Source organism: Macrococcoides bohemicum (assembly GCF_016865215.1).
Lineage (GTDB): Bacteria > Bacillota > Bacilli > Staphylococcales > Staphylococcaceae > Macrococcoides > Macrococcoides bohemicum.
This window is the reverse complement of sequence record NZ_CP054482.1, coordinates 921,414-934,746: the sequence shown is the minus strand read 5'-3', so window position 1 is coordinate 934,746 and position 13,333 is coordinate 921,414. Positions and strand designations below refer to the sequence as shown.

The window sequence follows — 13,333 nt, the reverse complement described above, 5'->3', positions numbered from 1 at the left end:
TCTAAAATTATTCAAATTTCTTAAGAGTATATTCCCTAAATTATATATTTTTAATCTAAAAATTTTATTCTGATAAGATTTTAATAGTAATTACCTTTAAATATTTCGAAGCCTTATATTTATCAGTTGTTTTAAAATCTTTAGGAAGACCCATAATAGATTCGATTTCAAATTGGCATAATGGCGTAAGCGTATCTGTTATCATTTTTTTAAATTGTTTTAACGGTACATTAGAAGCATTCGTTGATAAAATTAAATACCCATTATAGTTCACGAGCGGAATAGCAGCTTCTATAAGTTCATGATAATTATCTTTTACAGAGAATACTTTTTTCTTATTGCGTGAAAAACTGGGGGGATCTATGATGATTGCATCAAAAGTTTTAAGATGACGGGCAAAATATTTTAATGCATCGAATGCATCTAATGTATAAAATTTTTGTTCTTCAAGAGGTAATTCATTAATCGCAAAATTTTGTTCCATCAACTCAATAGAACGCTTAGCAATATCCACATTTGTCGTTTTATAGCTATTCGTTGCTGCAGCAATAGAAAATCCACCAGAATAGGCAAATAGATTTAGGAAGTCATTTCCTTTAGTCTCAAGTTTCAATAATTTTTTACGTACATCACGTTGATCTAAAAATAAACCCGTCATAGCTCCATCATTTAAATCAATCATATAATTGAGATTATTCTCTAATATCATTATCGGAAATTCAACTGTTTCATCAGTAATTTGGTGAGTTGTCACATTTTTATCATATCTAAATTTTTCAAATATACTTTTATATTCGAAGATTTGCTTAATCGCTTCTACAATCACAGTTTTAAATTGAAAGATACCTTTTGAATACCATTGAATCAATAAATGTCCATCATAATTATCTATCGTAAATCCACCTAATCCATCACCTTCACCGTTGTATAGTCGAAAAGCGTTTGTATCAGTCGCATTGAATAAAGACGCTCTAAAGTCTTTTGCTGTTTCAAATAAATCAATAAAGTATGATGGCTCTAAAGCTGATACATATCCATCACTAACTTTCCAACCGAATCCTCTATTTTGTAATCCACAATAAAACGTACCTAAATGCTGGCCGGTATCACTTTGAACTGTGAACAATTCTCCTTCATGGATATCATCTTTTTGATAAATATCATCTTTTTCTATTAATAGATAACCTTGTTTAAATTTTTCCTGTTTATTTTTTTTAAGTAATACGCTTTTCATGTTTGTACTCCTTTAGTTTGATAATTTTACTATAACACAAAAACGGCAGCTGCCATCAAAGGCAGCTGCCGTGATATTTATTCGGAAAAATTAACTCCCATCCCCATGGGTTAATGTTTACTCTTAGATTATATACCGTATTGTTGTAGTACACAACAATAATTTCACAAATTAATTAGCCGTGTGTTATATCACGTTTATTAATATCGTTTACGTATGTGAATAATATACAACGGTACAACAAACATAAACATCAGCAATAAAATAGGTGGGATAAACAGGGCTAAGTTTATACCTTTAAATACCATTAAATAAATACTCGTCACAATTTTTAACGTCAAAAAAGAAATAGTAAAAAGTTGTCCGAAGTATCCTTTTCTTTTGACATAAATTCTAACAGAGAAATAAATATATCCTATGATAATAATCAGTAGTCCAATAAGATTAATCCATTCATAGAAATATTGCATTTTTACGACATTAAATTTACTTGCATCAAATAAGATATTACGATTATTCAATTCAATCACTGTAATGATAAACATTAATGCACTAAATAAAATTTCAATATGAAATGACTTTATCCATCGTGGACGTTTATACCACGAAGGTATGTCCTCTTCTTCAAGATTAATTTTATCTTTAACGGTATTAATCACTCTTTTAAAGAATAATATTATTTTTTCATCAACCTTTAATGATGTTGTTGATATTTTTTCTATCGTCGAATTTGTTCCTTCCTGCAACTTCTGATTGATTTGTAAATCTCTTTTCTTTTTATTACGGCGACTTAATTTTTCATGTTCCTCATTTTTTGAACCTAATGATCTTTTCAGGAATACATAATTAAAGAGACATAATGCAGCAATTGTAAGTAGCACTATAAAATAAAAGTTAATACTCATAACATCTAAAGGTGTCACTTTTTCTTTATTTAAATTATCATAGACAGCAAGTTGTGACATAAAATAAGCCAACCCGTATACTCCAATCAAAACCACAAAATGAAATTTGCGATAATGCTCATTGAGTTTGCGACGATTAATCGTATAATAAACGAGAAAGATAAAAAATAGTAAATAAAACAATGAAAATATACCATATACCTCAAATAAAAAGATAATAATTACAAGTAAAATGATACTAGCCGCTAAAAGATAATAGTATGCAATCGTTTTATCAAATATAGTTGTTTCTTTAAGCTTTCTTGAAACATAAATAAATGATAATCCGATAATAATTAATAATACGCCATAAATAGCAGGATAATGCTTGATATAATGACTTAATAGTTTAATTAATTCAAAAATATAAATATTAATAAAATCAAAAAAGTTATACATATGTAATTTATTGATATCTATATCTTTAAAATGAGCAATCTGATTGCCATGATAAATTATAAAAATACCTAAAAATAGACTAATGGCAGCAATAAAGTAGCCAATTAGTATTTCAAAATGTGTTTTAATCCAGTTCATAATTCCACCTCACTACCATTATATGAAAATACTTATTAAATGTCTTTTAAATCATAAAAAATCATCCTTAAGTATGAGAATGTTTAATACATTTAATTCAGGGAATAAATAAAACATAACAAGTATAGGAGGTAGTTAATATGACTGACAAATACGAAGAAAATAAAGAAGCTGCTAAAGAAGCAAAAGAAAATAATGACAAACATGAGCAAGATAAAGATAACGGTGGTAACGAACAAACTAAAGAAGATATCCAAAAAACATTTGAATAATACAAAAAGTCGCCTAAATGTGAAGTGCACCCCTAAAGTTGAACCTTAAAATTCAACTTTAGGGGTGTTTATTTTGAATAAAAAGCATGATCTTGATTTTAAATTAAAACTAATCAAAGAATATAAAGAAGGAAATATGGGTTATGATTCATTAAGTAACAAATATGATATCGTTCCTTCACAACTAAAAACATGGACTTACCAATTTGATACCTTCGGTATTGACGGTCTTATATCCAGTATGACCAGAAAGAAATATTCAACAGATGAAAAATTAAGAATCATTCAGTATAGAATTACTAATCAACTTTCATATAAAGAAACTGCTAGAATCTTTGATATTACTAATCCTACTTTAATAGCTCAGTGGCAGATGAAATACAATCAATATGGTATCCTAGGTTTAGAATCAAAACCGAAGGGTCGTGCGTCTAAAACTATGAAAAATAAAAAGGTTGATAACACTAGTTTAAACGAAAGTGAACGACAAGAATTAATACGCTTACGTGAGGAAAACAGGAGATTAGAAATCGCAATTGCTCTCGAAAAAAAGTTACAATCCTTAGCTCGAAAAAATCAAACAAAGAAATAGTAGCTGCTATTATTGAGTTAAGGAATGAATCTAACTATAAGTTAAAAGAAATATTATCAGTAGCTATGATAGCGAAAAGTGTATACCATTATTGGAAATTACGACTTAGTGTCACTAAACATAAAGACAATTATTTAATTACTTTGATTAAAGAAATCATTAACAAACATAAAAATAGGATAGGTTATCGTACAGTAACCGACGAACTAAGAGAGTTAGGTTTTGTAGTTAACCATAAAAAAGTTCTTAGAATAATGAGAGAAAATAATTTACTTTGTACAAAGTTTAAGCATAGAAATAGAACATATAAGTCGTACAAAGGGAAAGTTGGCAAAACAGCTAAGAATAAATTGAATCGTAGATTCGTAACTAATCGCCCATATCAAAAATTACTTACTGATGTAACACAATTCAACATTAAAAATGGAACTAAGCTATATCTGTCAACAATTTTTGATGTATGTTCGAAAGAGATTATTTCTTATTCAATTAGTAAGCGTCCAACATTGGAATTCGTTATGGAATCATTGTTAAAAGCAATTAATGTAATTCCAGACCTTCCCTATAGAACTACAATCCATTCCGATCAAGGGTGGCAATATCAGCATAAATCTTGGGTACAAACTTTGAAAAAGAATAGAATTATTCAAAGCATGTCTAGAAAAGGTAATTGTCTTGATAATTCTCCGATGGAGAATTTCTTTGGTATTTTAAAACAAGAAATGTTTTATGGAGAAACATTTGTTTCTTATGATGAACTAGAAGAGGAGATTATTGACTATATGGAGTATTATAATTTAGTCAGAAAGAAGAGAAAATTAAAAAGCAAGACTCCTGTAGAATACAGAAATCTTGCTTTAATGAAAGTAGCTTAATAAAAAGTTCAACTTTTTGGGTTCACTACAATGGCGACTTTTTAAATACCTTTATTCCCAATGTCTGTTCGATAAAACAATCCATCGCTTTTAATGCTTTCAACCAGCTTATAACTATTTGACTGAGCCTCTGCTAAATCTTGACCTTCTCCTAGAGCAATCATTACTCTGCCTCCTGAAGTGACCCATTCACCGTCTACTTGTTTTAAAGCGGATACAATATAATCTTGCTGATAATCATATCCTTTAACAACAATTCCCTTATCATAATTACCTGGGTATCCCTTAGATGCAAGCACTACACCACATATCGTCTTATTTCTCCATACTAAATCAAGAGGTTTTTTTTGATCAACTGCTTCAATCAAATCAATGAAATCTGTTTCTAGTCGGCGTAATAATACTTGTGCTTCCGGATCACCTAATCTTGCATTAAATTCAATGACTTTCGGACCTTCTGCAGTTACAATAGCACCAACATAAAGTATACCGAAATAATTGAGTCCTTCTTTATACATTGCATCAACGACAGGATAAACAATCTCATTATTTGTGCGTTCTAACATTGCATCACTAATATGACTTACAGGACAGTATGCACCCATGCCCCCTGTATTTGGCCCGTTATCGGCATCAAAGGCACGTTTATGGTCTTGAGCAATTGTATCAAATGGAATACAGAAATCATCATTGACAAACACCATCAATGAAAATTCTTCACCTTCCAGATATTCTTCAAAGACAACTTTTGCAGCCTCTTCAGCATAAAAATCATTGATAGCATCTAATGCAGTTTCATCGTCCATCGCTACAACTACACCTTTACCTGCTGCTAATCCGTCATATTTAATAACGATAGGTGTGCCTTGAGCTTTTACATAAGCAATTGCTTCTGCTTTATCGTCGATCGTTTTATATTTTGCTGTCGGAATATTATATTTTTCCATTAATATTTTTGCAAAATCTTTTGACCCTTCCATTTGGGCTGCGTTTGCATTCGGTCCAAACGTTTTGATACCTGCTTCTGATAAACGATCACTTAATCCATCAATGAGTGGTTGTTCTGGACCTATAACGACTAAATCAATTTGACTGTCTTGTGCAAACTTTACAATCGCTTCATGATTATTTTCAGCAATATCAATTACCTTTGCTTCCCTTGAGATAGCTTCATTACCACGAATTACATATACTTCTTCTACGCGTTCAGATTGACCAATCTTTCGCACTAAAGCATGTTCTCTACCACCAGAACCAATAACTAATACTTTCATAACTACCTCCTAGTGTTTAAAGTGACGAACGTCTGTCATAACCATTGTGATACCAAATTCATTTGCTTTATCGATTGAATCCTGATCTTTAATTGATCCACCAGGTTGAACGATACATTTAATACCGGCAGCATGTGCTGTTTCTACAGTATCACTCATCGGGAAGAATCCATCACTCGCCATGATTACATTATCATTTATTTCAATTGCACGTTCAATAGCAATTTTAGCTGAACCAACGCGATTCATTTGACCTGCACCGATACCAACAGTTTGTTTATCATTCGCTAAAACTATTGCATTCGATTTCACACTTTTTACAACTTTCCAGCCTAATTCAATCGCTTTCCATTGTGCTTCTGTAGGTTGTGTATTTGTTACAACGCGCATGTCTTCTTTTTTAACGTTTAATAAATCTTTATCTTGTATTAAATATCCGCCAGAAACAGATACAAATTCTTTTTCTTTATCTTCAATCGTCATATCAATTACAAGTAAACGTAAATTTTTCTTTTGCGTAAGCACTGCTAATGCTTCGTCACTATAGCTTGGTGCAATAATGACTTCTAAGAATATTGAATGCATCATTTCAGCAGTTGCTTTATCAACTTCACGATTCACTGCAACAATACCACCAAAGATACTTTGTGCATCCGCATCATAAGCATTTTGGAAAGCTTCTTGAATTGTACTGCCCGTGCCAACACCACAAGGATTCATATGTTTTACAGCTACTGCTGCAGGCATATCAAACTGTTTCGCTAAGAAAAGAGTAGCATCTGCATCTTTAATATTGTTAAAGCTAAGCGGTTTACCATGCAGTTGTTTCGCACCTGCTAATGTATTATTTGCATCACTCGTTTTAACAAATTCAGCCGCTTGATGAGGATTTTCACCATATCGTAATGTTGCTTTATTGTTGCTAAAGAAGTTTACTATCGCTTCGTCATATTTATTTGTGTGAGAAAATACTTTTACCATTAATGATTTACGGAATTCGTAATCAACCGCATCTGTTTTAATTTTTTCAATTATTGTATTGTAATCTGAAGGATCAACTACTGTAATAACATGTTTAAAGTTTTTAGCAGAAGAACGTAACATTGTTGGTCCACCAATATCGATATTTTCAATTGCATCTATTTCAGTAACATCAGGTTTAGCTACTGTTGCTTCGAAAGGATAAAGGTTTACAGCAACGAGGTCAATTGGAGCAATGTTATGCGCTTTTAATGCTGCAACATGTTCGCTATTATCACGATCCGCTAAAATACCACCATGAATATTTGGATGTAAAGTTTTTACTCTGCCACCCATAATTTCAGGAAAATTAGTTAATTCGCTCACTGATTTTACAGGTACTTTGTTTTCTTCTAAAGTTTTTTTAGTACCGCCAGTAGAATATACTTCGAAATCATTTGCTACTAAATTTTGTGCAAATTCAATAATACCAGTTTTATCAGATACACTTAATAATGCTTTTTTCATTTTCGACTCCTTATTGAATCAATTTTTTTATTACTCTTGGGTACAATTCATATTCAAGGTTTTGTACGCGCAACTGTAAAGTAGCTTCTGTATCGTCTTCGTAAATTGGACAACTCATTTGATCTATAATCTTACCGGTATCCATCCCCATATCAACATAGTGCACTGTTGCGCCCGTCACTTTAACGCCATATTGCAAAGCTTGTCCAACTGCGTTCTTGCCTGGGAAGCTAGGTAAAAGTGAGGGGTGAATATTGAGTATTTTGCCTTCATAAACATCCAGCAAAGTTTCCCCAACAAGTTTCATATATCCAGCAAGAATTATCCATTCTACATTATCTTTTTTAAGTTGTTCTAAAATAGCTTTTTCGTACGCAATTTTATTGTTGTATTGTGCGCGTTCAAAGATTTGAATAGGTGTTCTAAATCTTCTTGCGCGTTCTATAGCAAAAGCTTCTCTTTTGTCAGTATATAGACCAACGACTTCAATATCTGTTAAATAGTCTGCCTGAATATTTTCCATAATCTTTTCATAGTTAGAACCATTACCGGATGCAAAAATTGCAACTTTCTTCATGTTAAACCCCCGTGATTTCTATCTCTTTATCACCTGAGACAACTTTACCAATCGTATAAATTTCTTCATCGAATTGAGATTGAATAATTGATTGAATTTTTTCAACTTCACTTTCATTCACGATAAAGATGAAACCAATCCCCATATTAAAAATATTATACATTTCTAAAGCATCGATTCGACCTTTTTCCTGTAATAAATCAAAGATCGGTAATTTAGGTATTGAAGCAACATTAATTTCTGGATACACCCCTTCAGGAAATACACGTGGAATATTCTCGATAAATCCTCCACCAGTAACATGACACATACCATTTACTTTTGCATTTTCTAAAACAGCTTTAGCTGCTTTGACATAAATTCGCGTCGGTTCCAATACTGTGTCTAGAAGGGTTTTATCTTCAGCAAACTCAGCATTTAAATCTAAATGATTATCTTTAATAATTTTTCTTACTAAACTATAACCATTAGAATGAATGCCGCTTGATGCTAATCCTAGAATAACATCACCATCAGCAATTTTTGAACCATCGATGTATTCAGGTTTCTCTACAGCACCAACTGCAAATCCAGCAATATCATAATCTCCAGTGTGATACATATCACCCATTTCAGCAGTTTCACCACCGATTAATGCACATTCACTTTGTACACACCCTTCAGCTACACCTTTAACAATTTGTTCAACGATGACTGGGTCAACTTTATTTAATGCCAGATAGTCTAAGAAATATAGCGGCATTGCACCTGTCGTTAAAATATCATTAACACACATTGCCACAGCGTCAATACCAATTGTATCGTGCTTGTCAGCATCAATTGCTAAACGTAATTTCGTTCCGACTCCATCAGTACCTGAAACAAGTACAGGTTGCTTCATGTTTAACTGTGAAAGATCGAATGCTGCACCGAAGCTACCTAATCCACCAAGTACCTCTTTACGCATCGTTCTATCTACGTGTTTCTTCATTCTTTCTACCGCTTCATACCCAGCGTGAATATCTACACCAGATTCTTTATAACTTTCAGCCATGGTTAGACTCCCTTCTTCTTTTTCTCTTTGTCTTCAGGTAATAAGTGATCAACAATTTCAATCGGATAGTTTCCAGTAAAACAAGCGTTACATTCACCTTTTGAATCAAATTGACTAAACACTTCGTGCATACCTTCAACAGATAAATATGTTAATGAGTCTACTTCTAAAATATCTTTAATTTCTTCTACACTTTTATCAGATGCAATGAGTTCGGCATGTGTTGATACATCAATACCGTAATAGCAAGGGTGGATAAGTGGCGGAGAAGAAATTGCCATATGTACTTCTTTAGCTCCCGCATTTTTTAAAGTCTTAACAATAAACTTGCTTGTTGTCCCACGTACGATAGAATCATCGATGACAACAACACGCTTCCCCTCAATGACGTCTCTAACTGGTGAATGTTTCATGCGTACAGCACGTTCACGTAGTGTTTGGTTAGGTGCTATAAATGTACGACCCACATAACGATTCTTAATTAATCCTTGTTCATTCGGAATACCAGATTCAATAGAGAATCCTTTTGCTGCTTGTAAAGAGGAATCTGGAACACCAATAACGATATCAGCCTCTATATTCATTTCTTTCGCAAGTTGTTTCCCTAAAGCTTTACGGACTTCATAGATAGAGTGTTTTCTGAATTCAGAATCCGGACGGGCAAAATATACGTACTCCATTGAACACATATGGGATTCAGTGTTCGTTGTATAAGTATCTTCTACTAAACCGTCATGAGAAAATACAAGTACTTCGCCTGGCTCTATATCACGAATGTAATCAGCACCAATTGCTGTAAATGCACATGTTTCACTTGCAACACAATAAGCGCCGTCCACTTTTCCTAACATTAACGGACGTACACCATTACTGTCACGGGCCACAAACATTTGCTCCGGATGTAAAACTAGAAATGCAAATGCACCTTTAATTTGATTTAGTGCAGCTTTAAAATTGGCTAATTTATTATTTGATTTTGCCTTTAATAGTAGATGCCCTAATACTTCAGAATCACTAGATGTCTGGAAGATTGCACCTTCAGATTCTAGCGCTAATTTAATTTGTTCTGCGTTGGTTAGGTTACCGTTGTGTGCTAAACCGATATCACCTTTAGAATGTTTAAAAATAAACGGCTGCACATTTGACAGTTCAGAGGCACCTGTTGTTGCATATCGAACATGTCCAATTGCATGATTAAAATCACTTAATGAACTTAGTTTAACTTGACTGATCGCTTCTGGTAATAAACCCATACCACGTGCACCGTAAATATTCGACTCGTCAGAACATACAATACCAGCACCTTCCTGCCCGCGGTGCTGTAATGAATGTAGTGCCATATATGTAAGGTCAGCGGCATTTGGGTGACCCCAAATACCGAAAACGCCACATTCTTCATTTAGGCCTCTGATGTCATACATGTTTCGATTGCCCCTTTCCAAGACTGACTGATTGTTTCAACACTTTCAGTAATTTCGCCTTGGTTTGTTTTTAATGTAAATGTATCTCCACCAAATGTTCCAATTTCAACCGCATTCTCAGGAACAAAACCTTCTTTTGCGATTAAAATATAATTGCCTTGTGTTTCTGCAAATACTGCTGCGTTTGATGCATCCACTTGAGCATCAATTCCTGTATTAAAATAAGCAGTGATTTGCGCTAATTTAATCGCTAATCCACCTTTTCCTACTGCTTGTACGTGTGATAATTTACCTTCAGTAATCGCTTTACGAATTGTTTCTCCACGTACTACTTCTTCTGTTAAATTAATATTTGACGTTACGTGAGATACTTCATTGAATAATAATTTTTCAATCTGTGATCCACCGAAATCTGGTTTAATATCTCCAACTAAGTAAATTTTCTCACCAGCTTGTGGTTTGAAATCATTTAAATAATTAACATCTTCAATTAATCCAACCATACCTACAACTGGTGTCGGGAAGATCGCATCACCTTTTGTCTCATTATATAAAGATACGTTACCTGATACTACTGGCGTATTAAGTGCAGCACACGCTTCGGCCATACCTTTAGTAGAAGCAGCTAATTGCTGATAAATTTCAGGCTTTTCTGGATTACCATAGTTTAAGCAATCTGTCATCGCAAGTGGTAAACTACCCACTGCAATTAAGTTACGGTAGCTTTCCGCTACTACCATTTTTCCACCTTCATATGGATTATTAAAGACATATCGTGCTTCACCGTCAATTGTTGAAGCAATTGCTTTTTTTGTGCCTTCCACACGCGTCACACCAGCTGATAAACCTGGTTTAATAATCGTATTTGCACCAACTTGTTGATCATACTGTGAATATGCCCATGTTTTAGATGCAATTGTTGGATGATTTAAAAGGCGCATAAAAACGTCTTTTGCATCAATATTGTCATAGTTATGATCAACATCAGCAAATTCAGCTGCTTTACCTTCTAATACGTAAACAGGTGCTTCATCGCTTAACGGTTGAACAGGAATGTCAGCAAAGACTTCTCCTTCATATGTTAAAACGAAGCGATCTGTATCTGTTACTTCTCCGATTACTGCTGCATCTAATTCGTGGTGTTCAAATAATCTCAAGAATTTTTGTTCAGTGCCCTTTTCAACAACTAGTAACATACGTTCCTGCGTTTCAGATAACATCATTTCATATGGAGAGATGCCCGCTTCACGCGTTGGTACCTTCTCTAAATGTAAGTGAATACCGGACTCACCTTTAGCAGCCATTTCTGAACTTGAAGAAGTAAGACCAGCCGCACCCATATCCTGGATACCAACTAATTCTGGATAAGTAATCGCTTCAAGTGTTGCTTCCATTAACTTTTTACCTACAAACGGGTCACCAATTTGTACTGATGGACGTTTCGCTTCACTTTCTTCACTTAACTCTTCAGAAGCGAATGTCGCGCCGTGAATACCGTCACGACCTGTTTTTAAACCAACATAAATTACAGGGTTGCCAGTACCTTTAGCTGTCCCTTTCTGAATTTTATCGTGGTCAATAATACCTATGCACATTGCGTTAACAAGTGGATTACCATCATATCTTGAATCAAATTCAATTTCACCAGCTACCGTTGGAATACCGATACAATTACCGTATCCACCGATACCTGCAACAACGCCAGAGAATAAGCGTTTATTTTGTTTTTCAGTTAATTCACCAAAACGTAATGCGTTTAATAATTGAATTGGACGTGCTCCAATTGATACGATATCACGTACAATACCTCCAACACCTGTGGCAGCACCTTGATAAGGTTCTATTGCAGATGGATGGTTATGAGATTCAACTTTAAATACAACTGCTTGGTTGTCACCGATATCAACAACACCCGCACCTTCTCCAGGACCCATTAACACACGTTCTCCGGTTACAGGAAATTGCTTTAAAAAAGGTTTAGAATGTTTATATGAACAGTGTTCACTCCACATTACAGAGAAAATTCCGATTTCAGTGTAGTTTGGCTTACGCCCTAATATTTCTACTACTTTATCGTATTCAGTATCAGTTAGACCCATTTCTACATATAACTTATTCTCTTTAATCTCGTTTTCATTTGGCTCTAAAAATTTAACCATCCTTATTTCCCCCAACTTTCTAAAATTGATTGGAATAACTTCACGCCATCATCAGAACCAAGTAATGATTCCATTGCACGTTCCGGGTGAGGCATCATACCGCATACGTTACCTTCTTTATTCACGATGCCCGCAATATCTTCAACTGAACCATTTGGATTGTTTTTATAAGTTAAAATGATCTGATCGTTATCTTGTAATTCTTTTAATGTTTCAGGTGAGCAGTAATAATTACCTTCACCGTGTGCGATAGGATAGATGACTGTTTCGTCTTTATCATATTGATGCGTAAATTTCGTCTCATTATTAACAATTGTCAATGGTTCATTTTGACAAATAAATTTATGACTCGTATTATGCATTAATGCACCAGGTAATAAACCAATTTCAGTTAATATTTGAAATCCATTACAAACACCTAATACCGGACGACCTTCTTCAGCTAAACGCTTAACCTCAGGAACGATTGGTGCAACGCGAGCCATCGCGCCACAACGTAGATAATCACCAAATGAAAATCCACCAGGAATTAATACACCGTCGAATCTTTCTAATGAAGTTTTTCTATAATCTACATACTCCGCTTCAAAACCTGTGTTAAGAGCTGCATTGAACATATCTCTATCACAGTTAGAACCAGGAAATTCAATAACAGCAAATTTCATTATTTTGTCTCCTCATCTTCAATAATTTTGTAGCTGTACTCCTCGATAACTGTGTTTGCAAACAATTTTTCACTTAATGTATTTACAACATTCGCTACTGCTTGCTCACTTACTTCGTCAACCGTCATATATAATACTTTTCCAACGCGAATATCATCAACTTGCTTATATCCTAAATCGTGTACTGCGCGCGTTAAAGCCTGTCCTTGCGTATCTAATACCTGTGGTTGTAAAGTGATATATAATTCAATTTTAGTCATGA

Annotated in this window: 13 protein-coding genes; 3 read left to right on the top strand and 10 right to left on the bottom strand. The window is 33.9% G+C overall.

Annotated features, from left to right (window positions below):
• Window positions 1-64 precede the first annotated feature (64 nt).
• Together HT586_RS04845 and auxA are read right to left on the bottom strand one after the other, a co-directional pair.
• Complete coding sequence (locus HT586_RS04845) at window positions 65-1,234, bottom strand: class I SAM-dependent rRNA methyltransferase (protein WP_133353529.1); 1,170 nt, start codon at window positions 1,232-1,234, stop codon at window positions 65-67.
• 200 nt (window positions 1,235-1,434) lie between these two features.
• The gene (gene auxA / locus HT586_RS04840) at window positions 1,435-2,715 is read right to left on the bottom strand and encodes a lipoteichoic acid stability factor AuxA (protein ID WP_203546404.1); all 1,281 of its coding nucleotides are present in this window, start codon (window positions 2,713-2,715) and stop codon (window positions 1,435-1,437) included.
• Between the two features lie 140 nt (window positions 2,716-2,855).
• Between auxA and HT586_RS12510 the strand changes: the two genes are divergently transcribed.
• The 3 genes from HT586_RS12510 (at window position 2,856) to HT586_RS04830 (ending at window position 4,454) form a co-directional block, all read left to right on the top strand.
• Entirely contained in the window at window positions 2,856-2,987 is a 132-nt protein-coding gene (locus HT586_RS12510; protein WP_257790037.1) for a hypothetical protein, read from the top strand.
• A 64-nt stretch (window positions 2,988-3,051) separates the two neighbouring features.
• Window positions 3,052-3,579, top strand: coding sequence for a helix-turn-helix domain-containing protein (locus HT586_RS04835; protein WP_203545555.1), 528 nt, complete (start codon window positions 3,052-3,054; stop codon window positions 3,577-3,579).
• Entirely contained in the window at window positions 3,510-4,454 is a 945-nt protein-coding gene (locus HT586_RS04830) for an IS3 family transposase (RefSeq protein ID WP_203546541.1), read from the top strand. The genes HT586_RS04835 and HT586_RS04830 overlap by 70 nt, the downstream gene beginning before the upstream one ends.
• A gap of 41 nt (window positions 4,455-4,495) precedes the next feature.
• On the opposite strand, the gene purD is transcribed toward HT586_RS04830, so the two are convergent.
• From purD to purS, 8 genes are read right to left on the bottom strand one after another with little or no spacing between them, the layout of a single operon-like run.
• Window positions 4,496-5,728 carry a phosphoribosylamine--glycine ligase gene (gene purD, locus HT586_RS04825; protein WP_203546403.1) on the bottom strand — a complete coding sequence of 411 codons (1,233 nt, stop codon included), beginning with the start codon at window positions 5,726-5,728 and terminating at the stop codon, window positions 4,496-4,498.
• A 9-nt stretch (window positions 5,729-5,737) separates the two neighbouring features.
• Entirely contained in the window at window positions 5,738-7,216 is a 1,479-nt protein-coding gene (gene purH, locus HT586_RS04820) for a bifunctional phosphoribosylaminoimidazolecarboxamide formyltransferase/IMP cyclohydrolase (RefSeq protein WP_203546402.1), read from the bottom strand.
• 10 nt (window positions 7,217-7,226) lie between these two features.
• Window positions 7,227-7,793, bottom strand: coding sequence for a phosphoribosylglycinamide formyltransferase (gene purN / locus HT586_RS04815; protein ID WP_096076914.1), 567 nt, complete (start codon window positions 7,791-7,793; stop codon window positions 7,227-7,229).
• A 1-nt stretch (window position 7,794) separates the two neighbouring features.
• Window positions 7,795-8,826: a phosphoribosylformylglycinamidine cyclo-ligase gene (gene purM, locus HT586_RS04810; RefSeq protein WP_203546401.1), complete on the bottom strand. Its 1,032-nt coding sequence runs from the start codon at window positions 8,824-8,826 to the stop codon at window positions 7,795-7,797.
• 2 nt (window positions 8,827-8,828) lie between these two features.
• A complete protein-coding gene (gene purF, locus HT586_RS04805; protein WP_096076916.1) occupies window positions 8,829-10,247 on the bottom strand; it encodes an amidophosphoribosyltransferase in 1,419 nt (472 codons plus the stop codon).
• Complete coding sequence (gene purL / locus HT586_RS04800) at window positions 10,226-12,406, bottom strand: phosphoribosylformylglycinamidine synthase subunit PurL (protein WP_203546400.1); 2,181 nt, start codon at window positions 12,404-12,406, stop codon at window positions 10,226-10,228. The genes purF and purL overlap by 22 nt, the downstream gene beginning before the upstream one ends.
• 2 nt (window positions 12,407-12,408) lie before the next feature.
• A complete protein-coding gene (gene purQ, locus HT586_RS04795) occupies window positions 12,409-13,071 on the bottom strand; it encodes a phosphoribosylformylglycinamidine synthase subunit PurQ (RefSeq protein WP_203546399.1) in 663 nt (220 codons plus the stop codon).
• Window positions 13,071-13,331 carry a phosphoribosylformylglycinamidine synthase subunit PurS gene (purS, locus tag HT586_RS04790; protein WP_203546398.1) on the bottom strand — a complete coding sequence of 87 codons (261 nt, stop codon included), beginning with the start codon at window positions 13,329-13,331 and terminating at the stop codon, window positions 13,071-13,073. Before purS ends, purQ begins: the two co-directional genes overlap by 1 nt.
• Between the last annotated feature and the right edge of the window lie 2 nt (window positions 13,332-13,333).